This window comes from Actinacidiphila bryophytorum (assembly GCF_016916835.1).
GTDB classification, from domain to species: Bacteria; Actinomycetota; Actinomycetes; order Streptomycetales; family Streptomycetaceae; genus Actinacidiphila; species Actinacidiphila bryophytorum.
The window spans coordinates 93,163-109,255 of record NZ_JAFFIX010000002.1 but is presented as its reverse complement, the minus strand read 5'-3'; the positions used below and the strand labels follow the sequence as shown (position 1 = coordinate 109,255).

The 16,093-nt window shown below is 70.3% G+C and carries 15 protein-coding genes, 1 tRNA gene and 1 pseudogene; 10 read left to right on the top strand and 7 right to left on the bottom strand.

Features of this window, described 5'->3' with window-relative positions; all coding sequences use genetic code 11:
- Positions 1-38: 38 nt before the first annotated feature.
- Positions 39-1,661 (top strand): alpha/beta hydrolase, encoded by a 1,623-nt coding sequence (locus JT723_RS03690; protein WP_205043236.1) that lies wholly within the window; start codon positions 39-41, stop codon positions 1,659-1,661.
- Positions 1,662-1,763: 102 nt separating this feature from the next.
- Positions 1,764-1,840: transfer RNA gene (locus JT723_RS03685), tRNA-Thr, on the top strand.
- 455 nt (positions 1,841-2,295) lie between these two features.
- Here JT723_RS03685 and JT723_RS03680 read toward each other — a convergent pair.
- Positions 2,296-2,841 carry a TetR/AcrR family transcriptional regulator gene (locus JT723_RS03680; protein ID WP_205042914.1) on the bottom strand — a complete coding sequence of 182 codons (546 nt, stop codon included), beginning with the start codon at positions 2,839-2,841 and terminating at the stop codon, positions 2,296-2,298.
- A gap of 170 nt (positions 2,842-3,011) precedes the next feature.
- Between JT723_RS03680 and JT723_RS03675 the strand changes: the two genes are divergently transcribed.
- From JT723_RS03675 to JT723_RS03660, 4 genes are all read left to right on the top strand, one after another.
- A complete protein-coding gene (locus JT723_RS03675; protein ID WP_205042913.1) occupies positions 3,012-3,851 on the top strand; it encodes an oxidoreductase in 840 nt (279 codons plus the stop codon).
- 135 nt (positions 3,852-3,986) lie between these two features.
- Entirely contained in the window at positions 3,987-4,871 is an 885-nt protein-coding gene (locus tag JT723_RS03670; RefSeq protein ID WP_205042912.1) for an SDR family NAD(P)-dependent oxidoreductase, read from the top strand.
- A 254-nt stretch (positions 4,872-5,125) separates the two neighbouring features.
- A complete protein-coding gene (locus JT723_RS03665) occupies positions 5,126-6,577 on the top strand; it encodes an aldehyde dehydrogenase (RefSeq protein ID WP_205042911.1) in 1,452 nt (483 codons plus the stop codon).
- A 282-nt stretch (positions 6,578-6,859) separates the two neighbouring features.
- Positions 6,860-7,135, top strand: coding sequence for a carboxymuconolactone decarboxylase family protein (locus tag JT723_RS03660; protein ID WP_251513038.1), 276 nt, complete (start codon positions 6,860-6,862; stop codon positions 7,133-7,135).
- A gap of 638 nt (positions 7,136-7,773) precedes the next feature.
- Here JT723_RS03660 and JT723_RS34820 read toward each other — a convergent pair.
- The 4 genes from JT723_RS34820 to JT723_RS03635 form a co-directional block, all read right to left on the bottom strand.
- A complete protein-coding gene (locus JT723_RS34820) occupies positions 7,774-8,064 on the bottom strand; it encodes a DinB family protein (protein WP_251513036.1) in 291 nt (96 codons plus the stop codon).
- A gap of 339 nt (positions 8,065-8,403) precedes the next feature.
- On the bottom strand, positions 8,404-8,796 hold the full coding sequence (locus JT723_RS03645; RefSeq protein ID WP_205042909.1) for a type II toxin-antitoxin system VapC family toxin: 393 nt from the start codon (positions 8,794-8,796) through the stop codon (positions 8,404-8,406).
- Complete coding sequence (locus JT723_RS03640) at positions 8,793-9,065, bottom strand: hypothetical protein (protein WP_205042908.1); 273 nt, start codon at positions 9,063-9,065, stop codon at positions 8,793-8,795. Before JT723_RS03640 ends, JT723_RS03645 begins: the two co-directional genes overlap by 4 nt.
- A gap of 635 nt (positions 9,066-9,700) precedes the next feature.
- Positions 9,701-11,179 carry an arabinofuranosidase catalytic domain-containing protein gene (locus tag JT723_RS03635; RefSeq protein ID WP_205042907.1) on the bottom strand — a complete coding sequence of 493 codons (1,479 nt, stop codon included), beginning with the start codon at positions 11,177-11,179 and terminating at the stop codon, positions 9,701-9,703.
- A gap of 450 nt (positions 11,180-11,629) precedes the next feature.
- Here JT723_RS03635 and JT723_RS34815 point away from each other — a divergent pair, with 450 nt between their 5' ends.
- Both JT723_RS34815 and JT723_RS34810 read left to right on the top strand, forming a co-directional pair.
- Entirely contained in the window at positions 11,630-12,067 is a 438-nt protein-coding gene (locus JT723_RS34815; protein ID WP_251513034.1) for a hypothetical protein, read from the top strand.
- A 40-nt stretch (positions 12,068-12,107) separates the two neighbouring features.
- Positions 12,108-12,230: pseudogene (locus JT723_RS34810) on the top strand (SpoIIE family protein phosphatase); the annotation flags it as partial.
- 172 nt (positions 12,231-12,402) lie between these two features.
- On the opposite strand, the gene JT723_RS03620 reads toward JT723_RS34810, so the two are convergent.
- Entirely contained in the window at positions 12,403-13,095 is a 693-nt protein-coding gene (locus JT723_RS03620) for an SDR family oxidoreductase (RefSeq protein ID WP_205042906.1), read from the bottom strand.
- A 141-nt stretch (positions 13,096-13,236) separates the two neighbouring features.
- Between JT723_RS03620 and JT723_RS03615 the strand changes: the two genes are divergently transcribed.
- On the top strand, positions 13,237-14,175 hold the full coding sequence (locus tag JT723_RS03615; RefSeq protein WP_205042905.1) for a helix-turn-helix transcriptional regulator: 939 nt from the start codon (positions 13,237-13,239) through the stop codon (positions 14,173-14,175).
- 215 nt (positions 14,176-14,390) lie between these two features.
- Positions 14,391-14,699: a DUF1214 domain-containing protein gene (locus JT723_RS03610; protein ID WP_251513032.1), complete on the top strand. Its 309-nt coding sequence runs from the start codon at positions 14,391-14,393 to the stop codon at positions 14,697-14,699.
- 42 nt (positions 14,700-14,741) lie between these two features.
- Here JT723_RS03610 and JT723_RS03605 read toward each other — a convergent pair whose 3' ends face one another.
- Complete coding sequence (locus JT723_RS03605; RefSeq protein WP_240165035.1) at positions 14,742-16,088, bottom strand: NAD(P)/FAD-dependent oxidoreductase; 1,347 nt, start codon at positions 16,086-16,088, stop codon at positions 14,742-14,744.
- Between the last annotated feature and the right edge of the window lie 5 nt (positions 16,089-16,093).

The following is a 16,093-nucleotide window of genomic DNA, read 5'->3' as shown; positions in this document are numbered from 1 at the left end:
CTGAGCAGCCGATGCACCCCACGCACCACGTGCACCCCATGCACCGCACCCGCCCCTTCCGCATCCCGGCCGCCGTGATCGCGGTGACCGGGCTGCTGCTGTCGGCCTGTTCCGGCGGCACCGGCCACCAGGCCGCCGCCTCCGTCTCCGCCCCCTCCTCCGTCCCGGCCGCGACCGCCGCCCCCGCCCCGTCCGACACGGCCGCCTCACCGACCACCACGGCCACCCTCGCCCCACTCCCCGCCGCCATCCCCGCCGACCTGGAGCCGTACTACAAGCAGAAGCTCAGCTGGCGCTCCTGCGGCGTCCCGGACTTCGAGTGCGCCTCCATGAAGGTCCCGCTCGACTACGCCCACCCCGTCGCGCGCGACGACCTCAAACTCGCCGTCGCCCGCAAGAAGGCGTCCGGCCCCGGCAAACGCCTCGGCTCGCTGCTGGTCAACCCCGGCGGCCCCGGCGGCTCCGCCATCGACTACCTGCAGTACGCGGCCACCGGCTACCCCGCCGCCGTCACCGCCCGCTACGACATGGCCGCCGTCGACCCCCGCGGCGTCGCCCGCAGCGAGCCCGTCAAATGCCTCAGCGACAAGCAGATGGACGCGTACACGGCCGTCGACTCCACCCCCGACACCACCGCGGAGACCGAGAAGCTCGCCGCCGCCGACCGCACCTTCGCCGACGGCTGCAAGAAGATGTCCGCCGCCCTCATCGGCCACGTCTCGACCGTCGACTCGGCCCGCGACATGGACGTCCTGCGCCAGCTGCTCGGCGACCCCAAGCTCAACTACGTCGGCAAGTCCTACGGCACCTTCCTCGGCGCCACCTACGCCGGCCTGTTCCCCCAGCGCGTCGGCCGGCTCGTACTCGACGGCGCCATGGACCCCTCCGTGAACGCCCTGGAAAGCTCCCGCGTCCAGGCCGGCGGCTTCGAGGTCGCCTTCGACGCCTTCGCCCGCGACTGCGTCAAACGCTCCGACTGCCCCCTCGGCCGCACCTCCGCCGCCGACGCCGGCACCCGCCTCGACGCCCTCTTCGCCGGCCTCGACAAGCACCCGCTCCCCACCGGCACCGACCGCCCCCTCACCGAGGCCCTCGGCACCACCGGCGTCATCGCCGCGATGTACGACCAGGAGGCCTGGCCCGCCCTGCGCGGCGCCCTGATCAGCGCGAACAAGGGTGACGGCGCCCCGCTGCTGCAGCTGTCCGACAGCTACTACGAGCGCGACGAAGCCGGCAAGTACAGCAACCTGATGTACGCCAACGCCGCCGTGAACTGCCTCGACCTCCCCCCGGCCTTCCGCTCCCCGGCCGACGTCAAGAAAGCCGTCGCGAGCTTCCGCGCCGCCTCCCCGCACTTCGGCACCGCCCTGGCCTGGTCCTCCCTGATCTGCGGCTACTGGACGCTGCCCGCCACCGGCCACCCCGAACGCATCCAGGCCAAGGGCGCCGCCCCGATCCTGGTCGTCGGCACCACCCGTGACCCGGCCACCCCCTACACCTGGGCGCGGTCCCTCGCCGCCCAGCTCTCCTCCGGCCACCTCCTCACCTACGACGGCGACGGCCACACCGCCTACGCCCGCGGCTCCACCTGCATCGACACCGCCGTCAACGCCTACCTCCTGTCCGGCACCGTCCCCCCGCCCCACAAGAAGTGCACCTGACCTGCACCCTTCCAAGATCCCCACCCGGTCAGTACCACCCCCCACAACCCTGTAGACTTGCCCCCGCTGCGCCTGCCACCCTTGGCCCCGAGCGCGCAGCACGCCGCCTTAGCTCAGTTGGCCAGAGCAACGCACTCGTAATGCGTAGGTCTCGGGTTCGAATCCCGAAGGCGGCTCCATGGTGAACCCCAGGTCAGGCTGCTGACCTGGGGTTCCTTGTTTCGGGTGACCTTGGAATCCAGGCCTATCGGACACTCGTGGCCGACGTATCGCAATGCGTAGGTCAGAGGTTCTAGCCGCGTAGCGCTCTAGTATGGTGAGCCCCCTGACCTGCGACTTTGTTGTGATCGGTGTTGAGGGCTGGGTACGTGCAGGTCGTAGCCGTGGCCGAGCCGTGGCCATGTGTGCAAGGAGCGTGCAACGGCGCTGGCAGAACTCAGTCCACGCAAGGTTGAAGTCCTGTCGACTTCCTACAAGGTGTCGAGCGTGGCTTGCTTTCGGACCTGCGCTGCACCGATTGAGGGCCTGAAGCCTGAACGCGGCATGAGGCGCTCCTTGGCGAGGGGCTGTATTCAGGCGTCTACGGCCAGAGTTCTTTGTCCGAGTGCGGGGTCCGTCGTGCTTGGGTGAGGTGTCAGGTCGCGCCGAGGCCGTTCAGGAGGGTGTCGGCGACGAGATCGGCGGCCTGCGGAGGTTCCAGGTCGGGGAACCGGTGGGCGACAGTGTCGACGAGTTCGTCCAGGATCGTCCGCGCCCAGGCCGCGTCAACGTCGGCGCGCAGGTAGCCCTCGTCCAACGCGCGGCGGATGAAGGCGTCGAGGCGTGCACTCTGCTCTTGTCGGCGGACACGGGCGGCGGGGTCTTTCTGCATCATGAGGCGCGTGTCGACCGGCCATTCGCGGCTGACGGGGATGATCCCCTCCAGGTAGCGGTGGAGGGCGACCGGCAGGGGGGCCTCAACCAGGCGGGCTTCGTCCAGAACGCGTTCGGCGGAGTCGAGCTTGGCCTGGAAAACGGCGCTGAGCAGGACTTCACGGTTTGCGAAGCGACGGTGGACGGTGGTCCGGTCCACCCCCGCGGCGCTGGCGATGGCCGCCATGGAGGTACCCGGGTCCTCGGCCAGGAGTTGAGCTCCGGCATGGAGGACGGCAGTCAGGTTACGCGCGGCGTCAGCTCTCATGATTCCGCTATTCTACTCGCGAGCCCCACTTAGATGCCGAACCTCCCGATGTGAGATGCAACACTACTAAGTACTGCATCGCAAGTGTTGCAATTAAGTCAATTTCGTCTACGGTGGAGTTGCCGTCCCGTTCGGGGCGGTGAACAGGAGACGAAACGAGGCAACGCGTCATGGCACGGACTTGGCTGATCACGGGGGGCTCGCAGGGCCTGGGTAAGGCTCTGGTGCTCGCGGCCCTGGAGGCCGGCGACAACATTGTGGTGACTTCCCGCAAACCAGAGGCGCTGGCTTCCCTGGGGGCCGGGCACCCGGACCAGCTGGTGGCGGTGGCGCTGGACGTCACCTCTCCGTCCCAGTCCCGGGACGTGGTGGCCGCGGCGGTGGAGCGGTTCGGATCGGTTGACGTCGTCGTCAACAACGCCGGCTACGCCACCAGCGGCTCGGTAGAGGACTTCCCCGAGGATGAGTTCCGCGCGCAGGTCGATACCAACCTGTACGGCGTGGTCAACATGACCCGGGCGGTCCTTCCCGTCATGCGCCGCCAGCGGTCCGGGCACATCGTGCAGATCTCCTCTATCGGCGGACGTGTGGGTGGTACGCCTGGCCTGAGCGCCTACCAGACCGCGAAGTTCGCCGTCGAGGGGTTCTCCGAGGCATTGGCGAACGAGGTGGCACCGTTCGGTGTCAAGGTCACCATCGTCGAGCCGGGCGGCATCCGCACCGGCTGGGCCGCGGGTGCGGCGGAGTCTTCCGGTCCCGTAACCCCCGACTACGAGGAGACCGTGGGCCTGTGGCTGGCCCGGTTCGCGGACTACGCCGGCAACGAGCCCGGTGACCCTGACCGCATGGCCCGCGCGATCATCGGCGCCGTGGATGCCGAGGAGCCCCCGCGTCGGCTGCTGCTCGGCAGTGACGCCCTGGGGATCGCGATCAGCTCGGAGGAAGGCCGTCTGGCCGAGGCCAACAAGTGGGCCGAGGTCAGCCGTTCCACGGACTACCCCACCACCTGACGGAACCGTGCGGGCGCGGCGGCGGGCTGGTCGAAGCACCGGATCCCCGAGCCGCCCGTAGCCTGGACCTCCCGCGCCGGCCGACTGCCCCGCTCCGCCGGGTCGGCCACCGATTCCCCGTAGGGGCGAGAAACAGTGACCAAGACCTTTCTGATAGCCGGGGCCGCCGGGGGCCTGGGCGGCCGTGTCGTCGCGGCGGCGCTCGCCGCCGGCCACAACGTCGTCGCGACCGACCTGGCACCCGACACGGTGCCCGTCCCCCACGAGCACCGTGACCGGCTGCGTGTACGGGCACTGGACGTGACCGACCCGGCCTCCGCGCGTGACGCGGTCGCCCACGCGGTCGCCGAGTTCGGAGCCGTCGACGTGCTCGTGAACAGCGCCGGCGTCCGAGGTGTCGGCTCGATCGAGGACATGCCCGAGGACGAGTTCCACCGCGATGTGAACGTCAACTTCTTCGGCGCGGTCAACACGGTCCGCGCCGTGCTTCCGGTGATGCGCCCGCGTCGTTCGGGCAGCATCATCAACCTCTCCACCATCGGAGGCCGGCGCAACCAGCCCGGTCTGGGGGCCTACCAGTCGTCGAAGTGGGCGCTGGGTGGGTTCACCGAGATCCTCGCGCGTGAGGTCGGCCCCATCGGGATCCGCGTCACGCTGGTGGAGCCGGGCGGCATCCACACCCCCTGGGCGGTCGCCCCGATGCCGGTGCCGGACATCCACGACGAGTACGAGGAAACGGTCGGCGCCTTCGCCCGCACCTACAACAACAACCCCGACGTGCAGCGTGGTGACCCGGCCAAGATGGCCGCAGTGATCCTGCGCCTCACCGAGGAGCCGGCCCCGCCGACGCGGCTTCTTCTGGGCTCCGACGCGGCCTGGCTCGCCCCGCAGATCGCCCGGGCACGTGCTGCGGAGGACGCACAGTGGCATGAGCTCAGCGTGTCCACCGACCGCGACGGAGCCGGCGATTTCGCCGACTCCGCGGTCGCCAAGATGGTCCGCCCACCCGAAAAGGGCTGACCGGGAGCGATCCGCGTGCCGGCCGCCCGGGCCGTGCTCCTGCCCGACTGCCGGCGACATCACCACAACGAACTTCTGCGCTGCTGGGCGCACGCCCCAGAGCGTGCGGCCACGGCTGGCGGCAACGTAAGTCCCCGGCCGCACCCGCAGCTCGTCTGCCGGCGCAGCACCGATCGGGGTGCGCACCGGCGATGCGCACCCCACATCTCCCTCCCCCTTCCTTATCCGCCACCGCACTTGAAGGAATGACAGACATGACTGTGCGCGACAATCTGTACATCGGTGGTTCCTGGGTTGCTCCCAGCGCTCCGGAGCTGACGCTCGACATCCTCTCCCCGCACGACCAGTCGGTGCTCGGCCGCGTGGCGCAGGCCGCGCCGGCAGACGTGGACAAGGCCGTCGCCGCGGCCCGCGGCGCCTTCGACCACGGTCCGTGGCCGCACACCACGCCGGCAGAACGTCAGGAGGTCGTGCGTCGTTACGACGCGCTGCGTACCGCCCGCGCCGACGAGATTGCCGCGGCGATCTCCGCGGAGAACGGTTCCGCCGGCTGGTTCACCAAGGTCGGCCAGCCCTTCCTGACCCGCCAGGTCAACGCCTACCTCAAAGCGGCCGAGGAGTTCGGCTGGGAAGAGGTCGTCGCGCCGTCCGACCCGTCGGTGGCCTTCGACACCATCGTGCGCCGTGAGGCGATCGGTGTGGTCGCCGCGGTCATACCCTGGAACTCGCCGTTCTCCGCTGCCACCGCCAAGCTGGTCCCGGCCCTGCTGGCCGGTAACACCGTCGTGCTGAAGGTCTCCCCGGAGAACTCGCTGAGCATGGCCCTGCTGGCCGACCTCTGGAACGAGGCAGGCCTGCCCGAGGGCGTGCTCAGCGTCCTTCCGGCAGACCGTCAGACCAGCGAGTACCTCGTCTCGCACGCCGGGGTGGACAAGATCTCCTTCACCGGTTCGACGCGGGCCGGCCGCCGTATCGCCTCCATCGCCGGCGAGCAGCTGAAACGGGTGGGCCTGGAGCTGGGCGGCAAGTCCGCCGCACTCATCCTGGACGACGCGGACCTTACGGCCGCTATGCAAGGTCTGCGGTTCGGCTCCCTGGGCAACAACGGCGAGGCGTGCATCCTGCAGACCCGCATCCTGGCCCCCCGCAGCCGTTACGAGGAGGTCGTGGCCGCGGTGAAGGAGATGGTCGAGTCACTGAAGGTCGGCGACCCCTCCGCCCCCGACACCTTCATCGGCCCGATGATCCGCCGCGACCAGCAGCAGCGCGTCATCGACTACATCAACATCGGTATCGAGGACGGCGCCCGCCTGGTGACCGGCGGCCCGCACGTCCCCGAAGGCCTGGAGAAGGGCAACTACGTCACCCCCACCGTGTTCGCCGACATCGACAACAGCATGCGCATCGCGCAGGAGGAGATCTTCGGCCCGGTTCTGGTCGTCATCGCCTACGACGACGATGACGACGCCGTCCGCATCGCCAACGACTCCGAGTACGGCCTGTCCGGCGGTATCTGGACCTCTGATCCCGACCGCGCCCTGGCCACCGCCCGACGGCTGCGCACCGGCACCGTCACGCTGAACGGATCGCCGATCAGCTTCGACGGCCCCTTCGGCGGCTACAAGGCCAGCGGCCTCGGCCGTGAGTACGGCAAGGTCGGTCTGACCGGCTACGTCGAGCACAAGTCGATCACCCGCCCCCGGTAGTCACACCCCAGCGGGACGGACTACCGGAGAACGAAGGGCCCGTCCCGCATTGCTCCCCGATCCGCCCCCCACCCAGGGGCCCCGCTCGCAGACCACGGGGGAGCCCCGCCGTCGCAGTCCGGACGGGACATTCGATCCACGCCCGGTAGCCCGGACGGTTCACCCGACCGAGCAGACCGATTGCACACAGTGCGAGCGTGGAAATCAGCCTGGTGCGACGAACAACCGTCCCGCCGCCCCGGCGAACCGGCCTCCGGAGCCGACTTCCGCAAGGTCGCGACGGTGCACACGTTCGGGGACTCATGGACCCGTACCGCACTGTCGACGCACGACCGATCCCTGGTCTCCGTCGCCATCGCCGCGACGCTGGGCGCGTTCGAACCGCTGCGCGGACAGCTGCGCATCGCGCTCAACAACGGCGTCACCCGGGACGAGATCGTCGACCTCTTCATCCACCTCGCCGCCTACGCAGGAGCGGCCCGCGCCTTCGAGACATACCAGGTCGCCTTGTCCGTCTTCGCCGAGAACACTTCCTCCAACCCGGTTGAGTCGGCCTGAAGCGCGGTTCCGGTGTTGCCACCGGCCCGTTTCTCCAGGCCGCTCTCCGAGCCCGGCGTACGGCCCTGGGCGGCGAGCTCGGTGGCCAGACGCCGCAGCGACTTCGTGGTCCAAGTCAACGGCTCGGGTCACCTTGCGTGCTGTCCTCGACCAACGCCAACAGTGCAGCCCGGAGTCCCGGGTCCTTCGCCGCCAGCGCGGGACACCCCACACCTCGCCGACGTACCCGGTCATCGGACTCGGCATCGTGGTCCAACTCGGCCGGGCCCCGACTGACGCACCCCGTGGAGACCCCCGCGGCCCTGGCGACAGCCGCGATCCCGCATGTCCGGGCACCCGGTGACCCACGACGTCATCGATCTCGATGAGCGCCACCGGATCGACGATCTGGCCATCCGCACCCCGGCCGCCGGACAAGGTCGCCCACCGCCGAAATCAGACGCCTTCGCGCAGGTACAGGTCGCGCAGCAGGCCGATCTCGCCGCCGTGATGTGTGACCTCTTTCAGCGCGTGCAAGCGCGAGCTTCAGATAGGTCTCATCGGCAACCGCCCGTGCCCATGCCTATCGGCGCCAGGAGGCGCTTGTCGCCGAGGGCTGCGATACGGGAGATGAAGTGCTCCCAGTCCTCGGCCAGCGCCTAGACGCCCCTTTTCGCGGTGCCCGGCCACTCGTGGCGGTCGCCGAGCTCGGGAAAGTCCTCGAAGAAGTGGATCACATAACCGCGCAGGCAGAGGCTGCCGATGTGCCAGATGCGCCAGGCGATCGTCGTGAGGGGGTCCGATGCCTCCGGACTCGATTCCGGAAACGGCGTGGCGACGCAGAAGACACCGTCGTCGCCGGGGCGGACGCTGATGCGGTCGCTGACCGGCGCCCAGTGGTACTCGGCGTCGGTCAAGTCCTCCAGGCGCTCGAACAGCCGGAATCGCACGTTCTCGAAGATCGAATGTCGCGCGTGACGGGGCCGGGCACGATCATGTCAGCCATGTCAGCTCCAGGGCCCGGTGGTTCCGGGGCGGTCGCGCAAGGCGGTCAGGAGCGGGGCGGCGGGCGTGCAGCCGCGTCGTGCGGCTCTTCCCGTGCCTCGATGATGTGGGGCCCGTGCCTGGCCTGGTCCCGGCGGCACCGTCGGGTTCGGGCGCGGGCGGCCAGGATTGCGGGCGAGCTCGGTTGCGTCGCACGCGGTGGCCTCGCGTCGGTCGGTACGCCGCCCCGGTGGGCGGGGGAGGGGAGAGCGGTGCTGCGTAGCTGCCGCAGGTACGAGCTCGGCTCAGATCTTGATGATCCGAATACCTGGTCCGCAGAGCAGGAGGAGATCCTCGGGGTCCGACGTCAAGATGGTGGCGGGGGAAGGCGCAGCCAGGGCGGTGGCTGCCACGATCGCGTCGATGGCGTATTTGTGGCCGTGCAGTCCGGCTGCCGCGAGGAGTTTGCTGGCGTGACGTGCGATCGCTTCCGTGGGCGGAATGACGTTCACACGTGAGATGGCATAGTCGAAGCGAGCCTGTTTGGTTCGGGGGTCGCGAGCCTCCACGAGCGTGACGGAACTGGTGACGACGCGGATGTCCTCCGATTCGGCTGCTACCAGCCACTCGGTGAGTTCGGGCGTGGCCTGTACGAGCTTGGACAGCCCTTCGCAGTCCAGGACGAGCGTCCCGCTCATGCGGCGTCTGCTGAATCGCCGGCGGTACCGCGGAGGACTGATCGTTTGGTCTCGACTGCTGCCGGGTCGACCGGCCCATGCTTGCTCTCTGCGTCCTCGATCAACTCGCGCAGCCGGTCCCGCTCCAGCTGCCGCTGGATGAGGTGTTCGACGTATGCAGACATGCCTCGACTGCCCGTGCGCTCCTTGAGCGCCGCGATGGTGCCTTCGTGCAAAGAAACGGATACCGGCCGGGTGGGGCCTTCGCCGGGAGCTGGGGGTGTGGCCATGGATGGATTATAACAAATGAAATGTTATTCTGGGTCGGGTGCGCTGATGCCGGAACGTGTGGGCAACGGGTGAGCGGACGGGAGCGCGCGCGTTTGACTCGAGCGACAGCCGACCTCTGCCAGCAGATCCGCCGCCACCTCATGATCTGAACCCAGCACGCCACAGGCTGAGCGACCTACAGGCACCGGCATGAGCGTTCCTTGTCGGAGGACGACAATCCCGATGAACGAGGCCCTTGGCGTCTTCGGTGGCCAGCCGGTGGCCGGACGCCTTTGGGCGACGTAACACGAGGCACCACAGGCCAACAAGCCGCACGTGCTCTGATCAGGCAGAACAGCACCAGACAGCACGACCGGGCACCACACAACACGAAGACTCACGGTCTCGTAATGCGTAGGTCCCGGGTTCGAATCCCGAAGGCGGTTCCGCCGAAGCCCAGCCCGGACAGTGTCTGAGCTGGGTTTTCTCGTTCAGCGGATCCGGCGTCGGCGCCGAGCGCGTGCGGACTTGCTGCCGGTGGTCTCAGTCCTGGTCCCAGTCCCCGATCCGGTTCAGGGCGTCCTGGGACAGGCGGGAGCGCCCCCACCCCCCTCCCAGGCATCTCCTGCCGCGGACCGCAACTGCTGTTGCTGTGCTATCCCAGGGTCCACTGTTGGTTGGGCTGGGCGTTGCAGGTCCACAGTTCGGCCAGGGCGCCGTTGGCCGTGGAGGCGGCGGTGACGTCGAGGCACAGGCCGGACTGGACGCCGGTGATCGTGCCGTTGGAGTTGAGCTGCCACTGCTGGTTGGACTGGCCGTTGCAGGACCAGGTCTCCACCTTGGTGCCGGCGGTGGTGCCCTTGTTCGCGGCGTCCAGGCACAGTTGGGTGCCGCCCAGGGTGACCGTCAGTTCGTTGGAGGAGGTCCGGGTCCATTGCTGGTTGGCCTGGCCGTTGCAGTCCCAGATCTGGAGCTGGGTGCCGAGCGTTGTGGAGGAGTTCGGCACGTCCAGGCACTTGCCGGCGCCCACCGCGTGCAGCGGGCCTGACGTGCCGCCGCCCGAGGTGGTGCCGCCGTAGCCGGCGGCGGCGATGTTGGCCTGGACGGCGTTGTCGGTGGCGTCGGAGGGGTAGCCGGCGACGATGGCGCCCTCGTAGAAGGTGCCCTGGGACTGGTTGGTGTTGCCGTTGCAGCAGTCGCCGCCGCTGCCGAGGATGATCGCGCCCTGCTTCTTCATCGGGCTGTAGCCGGGGGGCAGGGAGCCGTCCCACAAGGTGGTCAGGCCGCCGGACTGGGCGTTGGCCCCCTTGATCGCGAACCTCGACGTACCGTTGTTCTTGAGCATCGCGGTGACGTATCTGCTGGTGAAGGCGCGCTGGTTGCCGTTCCAGGACTGGCTTCCGCCGGAGTACAGCCCGTATTCCAGGTCGGCCTGGACCCAGGGGCCGCTGCCGGAGCAGCCGCCGAACCAGCAACTGGTGCCGAAGTAGATCGCGTCCATCGCGCCGGCGCCGTCAGCCCGGCGGTCGGTCTCGCTGTTGCCGTAGTCGAAGCAGCAGCCGCTGTTGACGTGCGTGCCGCTGGTGACCATGTACGCGCCTTCCGGCGCGCTGCCGGTGGGCACGCCGGTGAGGTGGCCGTCGCGCCAGTAGCTGTTGCCCGGGTTGATGTACAGCGAGTACACCTTGCCGCCGCTGACCGTCAGCGACTCCGAGGTCGCCTTCGCGGGGGTGTCGGAACCGCCCGCGCCGCCGGGGCCCTGGTACATCACGTCGTTGCCGTGCCCGGACTGGTCGTACACCGTGGTGATCACGCAAGTGGTGCCGGAGCAGAAGGCGTCCTGCGCGGCCGCGTCAGCCCGGCCGCCGGCCGCCACCACCCCGATGTTCTTCGTCGCGTTGTCCGACGAGCGCCGGACCTGGTACAGGCTCCCGGTGTACGAGCCGTACAGGGCGCGCACGGTGCTGTGCGCCGCCACGCACGGCGTGCCGCCGGAGGCGTAGATGTCGCACGCCTGCTGTGTCGCGGCTTGCGACGTGGCGGCCGTGCCGGTCAGAACGCCGGCGGCGAGTGCCACCACGGTGCCCGCGCCCAGGAGTGCGCGCCGCACGCGGCGCATCCACGATCGGTGCATGGTGAGTTGCTCCTTGTCTTGGAACTCTTCGGAACTCGTCGGACGTCGGCGGACGGGACGTCGGCACGTCGGGACGTCGGAGGCGGCAGAGACCACATCGAGGCAGGCAGGACTCCTTTAGTTAGCGCTAACATCGCATGGGGCTATTGCGCCGTGGGATTGCCCACGGGTTTCGGAGAGACGGTCCTCTCCGTGTCGCAGACCTGTCAAGAGGCGTGAACCCGGATTCGGACAGCGGCTGTCGGCGTACGGCGGTACGTCCCGGGCCGGACATCCCATCTTCCGAGCCGAGGGCGGGTCGCCTGGCCTGCTGAAATGTTAGCGTTAACGCGCTAAGTCCAGGTATACCCGGCGCCGTGGCCGGGGGCTCTCGCGGGCTGGCTACGCTGAGCCCAGGTGCCGAGTGCGGGGAGATGGCGAGTGGCGGGGAGGCCGTCGACGGGCCAGGCCGTGGAGCTGCTTCAGGCTGAACTGGAGACCGGGCGGCAGGCGCTCGGTGGCCTTGACGCCGAGGGCGCCTGGCGTGCTTTCCTCCGCTTCGCCTGGCTGCGCTTCGACCTTACGGACACACCTGACGCCGACGGTCTGCTGTTCCAGTACGGGACCTACGCGTTCGACGGTCCTGCGGTGTTCATGGTGGACCTCACCCGGCAGTTCGAGATCGCCGACAGGCAGGGCGACCACGACCACTTCCTGCAGGTCCACTGCGAGCTTCGGTTCGGAGCCGCACCCGCACTGCTGGCCCTGGGGAGCTTCGACTCGTGGTTCTTCCACGGTGGCGGGGGCGATCTCGACGAGTGGGCCGAGGCGATGAGCGGGCGGGAGGGCTGGGCGAGGATCCGCACGCTGAAGCCCGCCGGGATCAGGGTGCACCAGGAGCGGGTGTAGCCGCTGACAGGCGAAAGTGCCCGTGGCCCGCTACGGGCGTATGGCCGAGGCGGGCTCGTTGACGCGCGTCCGCCCCGGAGACCAGTTCGTGCTGTACACCGACGGGGTCACCGAGACCCGCGACCCCTCCGGCGAGTTCTGCCCGCTCGCCGAGCGCCTCCGCTCCTGGGGCGACGAGGCGCCCCACCACCTCCTCGAGCACCTCCACCGCGACCTGTCGCCTACAGCTCCGGCCGGCTCGACGACGACATCGCCGCGCTCGTGGCCCAACGGCGCCCCGGCCGGAACCCGAGATGAGGCTCTGACCAGTACGCTCCGGCAGCCCGCCGGCGTGGTCAGGCGGGCTGGCCGAGGGGGCGGATGGTCAGGGTGTTCAGGTCGACGCCCGGGGGCTGGGTCAGGGCGAAGGAGATGGCCTCGGCTATGGGCTCGGGGGGGAGGGCGAAAGAGGGGACCGGGGTGTCGTGCCAGAAGGGGGTGGCGGTCATGCCCGGGTTGACGAGGGTGACGCCGATGCCGCGGGTGGTGGCGTACAGGCGCAGGTTCTCGGCGAGGCCCGTGGTGGCCCACTTGGTGGCCGAGTAGAGGTTGGCGGGGGAGTTCTTCAGGCCCGCGACGCTGCCGATCAGGATCAGGCGACCGGCGGTGGCCTCCAGGTGGGGGACGGCGGCGTGGGCCAGCAGGGCGGGGCCGAGGACGTTGGTCAGGACCATGGGCGCCCACCGGGCCGGGTCGCCGGCGCCGATGGAGTCGCCGGACATGAAACCGGCGTTGGCCACCGCCGCGTCGAGGGCGCCGAAGTGCTCCACCGTGCGGGTCACGGCGGACTCGGTGGCCTGCCAGTCGGCCGCGTCCGCGACCAGGCCCAGCAGCCGGTCGGGGTGGCCGGACTCGTCGACGAACGCCCTCAGCCTGCTCTCGTCGCGGCCGGTGACCGCCACGCGGTGGCCGCGGTCGAGGAGCAGGCGCGCGGTGCGGGCGCCGATCCCGCTGGTCGCTCCGGTGATCAGTACGGTCTTGGCCGTCATCGTCATCCTCCTGGGATGTGAAGGGGGAAACCAGGTGCTGCCACCACGAAACCGGCGGCCCCCAAAGCGGACAAGCTCGTGTTTATGGGGGGTATAAACGCGACCCCTCTCACCCGCCCCGGCCCTGGGTACCGTGGAGGAATGGAACCCCCGCCGGAGAACCGCTCGGACAACCGCTCGGACAACCGCTCGGACATCCGTGACTTCCTCGTCAGCCGGCGGGCCAAGGTCGCACCGGAGCGTGTCGGGCTGCCCGCCGGACGGCGGCGGCGGGTTCCCGGGCTGCGGCGCGAGGAGGTCGCGGTCCTCGCCGGGGTGAGCACCGAGTGGTACACGCGGCTGGAGAAGGGCCACATCAGCGGGGTGTCCGAGAGCGTGCTGGAGGCGGTCGCCCGGGCGCTGCTGCTCAGTGAGGACGAGCGCACCTACCTGCTCGACCTGGCCAGGGCGGCCCGGCCCGCCCGCCGCGAGCCGCACCGCCGCGAGCCGCACCGCCGCAAGGACGTCGCGGTCCCGGCTTCCGTCCGGTGGACGCTGGACGCGATGACGATGGCGCCCGCCTTCGTACGCAGCGGGCGGCTGGACATCGTGGCGAGCAACGCGCTGTGCAGGGCGCTGTATTCACCGATGTTCGGCAGCGTCACCACGGCCGGGCGCGGGTGCGCCAACTTCCCCCGGTACTTCTTCCTCGACCGCGGCTCCCGGGACTTCTTCGCCGACTGGGAGGAAGGCGCGAGGGCCACGGTCGCGGTGCTCCGCGCCGAAGCCGGACGTGCGCCGCACGACCGGGACCTACGTGGACTCGTCGGCGAACTCTCCACGCTCAGCCCGGACTTCCGCACCATGTGGGCCAGCCACGACGTCCGGATCCACCACGAAGGCGTCAAGCGGATCGACCATCCGGAGGTCGGCCGGCTGGAGTTGGCCTTCCGCTCCCTGGACCTCCCGCTGCCGCAGCGGACGGCCGACGAGCTGGTCGTCTACGCGGCCGAGCCCGGCACCCCCTCGGAGGACCGGCTCAAGCTCCTGGCCAGCTGGACGGCACCGCAGGCCGCGGAAGCCGTCCGCCCGCCCCGCTGACCTCACGCCCCCGCTGAGAACTCGGCCGAGATGCCGGGTCCGCGCCCCGGTGCCACGCTGGAGACCCAGGGCACAGGGACGGACGGGAGTGCGCGCGTGGGGAAGCTGGGTGACGACCTCGGGACGTTGAGCCGTGAGGCGTACTTCTCCCGCCCACCGAGCCGCTGGCCCTGGTCAACGGGCTGATCGGCAGGGAATTCCTCGCCCGCGCCTACGTGATCCACTTCGACGCCGGCGCGCTGCCCCCGGTCGAGGCCTTCTGGTCGGTGACGATGTACGACGCCGAGGGCTTGCAGGCGCCCAACGAGCTGGACCGCTACGCGCTCGGCGACCGCGACCCGCCGACGTACAACGCGGACGGCTCCCTGGACCTCCACCTCGGCCGGAAGAACCCGGGGCCCGGGCGCGAGCCGAACTGGCTGCCCGCCCCCGACGGCCCGCTCGGCGTCACGCTGCGGCTGTACGCGCCCCGCCCCCAGGTCCTGGACGGCCGCTGGACCCCGCCGGTCGTACGAAAGGCCTGACCGCGAGGCCGGACCGCAACGCCTGAGCCCGAGAAGCAGCCGTCAGCCCTTGCCCGCCGCCGGACCCTCGGGGGTGCCGAAGGCCCGTTCCCGCCGGGCGCCGGAGGCGAAGACGACCGACCAGCTCAGCACGGCGCCGATCCTGCTGCGGAAGCCGGTGAGGAAGGCCAGGTGGATCAGCAGCCACACCAGCCAGCCGAGGAAGCCCGACAGGTGCAGCCGGCCGACCTTCACCACGGCCCGGCCGCGGCAGATGTAGGCGGCGCTGCCGAGGTCCAGGTAGCGGAAGGGCCTGGGCTTCTTCTTACGGCCCTCGACCGAGTGCCGTACGTGCCGGCCGGCGTACGCCCCGGTCTGCATCGCGACCTCCGCGAGGCCGGGCAGCCGGTCCAGGCCCATCACGTCGCCGGTGACGCGGATCTCGGGGTGCCCGGGAAGGGTGAGGTCGGGCTGCACGGCGATACGGCCGGCCCGGTCGGTCTGCGCGCCGGTGGCCCGGGCCAGGGCCGCGGCGATCGGCGGTGCCTCGACGCCGGCCGTCCACAGCACGGTGCGGGCCGCGAAGCGGGTGGTGGTGCCGTCGCGGTCCAGCACGTCGAGGCCGTGCGCGTCGACGCCGGTGACCCGGGTGCCCAGGCGCAGCTCCACGCCGAGGCTCTCCAGGGTGCGGGCGGCCCGCTGGGTCAGGGGCCGGCCGAAGGCGCCCAGCACCTCGTCCGAGCCCTCGAAGAGCAGGACCCGCGCCTCCGCCGGGTTGATCGTGCGGAACTCCCGGTCGAGCGTGTGCCCGGCGATCTCCCGGATCTGGCCGGCGAGTTCGACGCCGGTCGGGCCGCCGCCGACCAGCGCGAAGGTCAGCCACTGGCGCCGCTCCTCCGGGTCGGCCGCGGTCTCGGCCATCTCGAAGGCCCGGTAGAGCCGGCGGCGGATGTCCAGGGCGTCGTTGAGCGTCTTCATGCCGGGGGCGTGCTCGGCGAACTCGTCGTGCCCGAAGTAGGACTGGCGCATGCCGACGGCGACGATCAGGTCGTCGTAGGGCAGCGCCAGTTCGCTGCCGTCGGGCCGGCGCGCGTGCACCACGCGGGCGCCGGCGTCCACGTCGGTGGCCTCGGCGAGCAGGCAGCTCACGTTGTGGTGGCGGCGCAGGACGGCCCGCAGCGGCTGGGCGATCTGGCCCTCGGACAGGATGCCGGCCGCGCACTGGTACAGCAGCGGCTGGAAGAGGTGGTGGGAGCGGCGGTCGAGCAGCGTCACCGCGACCGGGGCACGGCGCAGCGCGCGGGCGGCGAACAGGCCCGCGAAGCCGCCGCCGACGATGACCACCCGGCGGGGCGTGACATGGGCCGGCAGCTCCGCGGCCTCCGCCCGGCTCTCGTCCTGGTGTGCCATCGGCG

Bases quoted from the DNA above. Each gene is read 5' to 3' on its own strand.
- JT723_RS03690 (WP_205043236.1), top strand. From the start codon at position 39: ATGCACCGCACCCGCCCCTTCCGCATCCCGGCCGCCGTGATCGCGGTG.
- JT723_RS03680 (WP_205042914.1), bottom strand. From the start codon at position 2,841: ATGAGAGCTGACGCCGCGCGTAACCTGACTGCCGTCCTCCATGCCGGA.
- JT723_RS03675 (WP_205042913.1), top strand. From the start codon at position 3,012: ATGGCACGGACTTGGCTGATCACGGGGGGCTCGCAGGGCCTGGGTAAG.
- JT723_RS03665 (WP_205042911.1), top strand. From the start codon at position 5,126: ATGACTGTGCGCGACAATCTGTACATCGGTGGTTCCTGGGTTGCTCCC.
- JT723_RS03645 (WP_205042909.1), bottom strand. From the start codon at position 8,796: ATGAGCGGGACGCTCGTCCTGGACTGCGAAGGGCTGTCCAAGCTCGTA.
- JT723_RS03640 (WP_205042908.1), bottom strand. From the start codon at position 9,065: ATGGCCACACCCCCAGCTCCCGGCGAAGGCCCCACCCGGCCGGTATCC.
- JT723_RS03635 (WP_205042907.1), bottom strand. From the start codon at position 11,179: ATGCACCGATCGTGGATGCGCCGCGTGCGGCGCGCACTCCTGGGCGCG.
- JT723_RS03620 (WP_205042906.1), bottom strand. From the start codon at position 13,095: ATGACGGCCAAGACCGTACTGATCACCGGAGCGACCAGCGGGATCGGC.
- JT723_RS03615 (WP_205042905.1), top strand. From the start codon at position 13,237: ATGGAACCCCCGCCGGAGAACCGCTCGGACAACCGCTCGGACAACCGC.
- JT723_RS03605 (WP_240165035.1), bottom strand. From the start codon at position 16,088: ATGGCACACCAGGACGAGAGCCGGGCGGAGGCCGCGGAGCTGCCGGCC.